This window comes from Methylobacterium nigriterrae (assembly GCF_037106235.1).
Taxonomy (GTDB): Bacteria; Pseudomonadota; Alphaproteobacteria; order Rhizobiales; family Beijerinckiaceae; genus Methylobacterium; species Methylobacterium nigriterrae.
In genome coordinates, this window is record NZ_JBAWTG010000707.1 from 1 (window position 1) to 296 (window position 296).

At 53.7% G+C, this 296-nt stretch carries 1 protein-coding gene; it reads left to right on the forward strand.

Annotated features, from left to right (window positions below; all coding sequences use genetic code 11):
- The coding region (locus WDW90_RS38810) for a hypothetical protein (protein WP_336492959.1) at positions 1-188 on the forward strand (188 nt) is incomplete at its 5' end.
- Positions 189-296 lie beyond the last annotated feature (108 nt).

Sequence of the window (296 nt, forward strand, 5' to 3'; positions counted from 1 at the left end):
CGCAGATCGCACGGGATATAATCGACGCGCGTCTTGAGGTTCTGCCCGACGGTGAATTGCGAAGCTTTTGGCAGAAGGTTGCGAAGCTTTACGCGAAGTTTCCGGTTGGAGCAGCCAACGCTGCCGAAGCTCCCCCTCGATCTGGTCAGGTGCTTGACTTTAGTAGGAAGCACCGCAAAGCAGCCTAGGATCTATATGTAGGAAGCACCGCAAAGCAGCCTAGGATCTATATGCTCGCACCCGCCCATTCAAAATATTATGCAATCCCCTCAGGCAGTTGCGCCTTGCGTATAAGC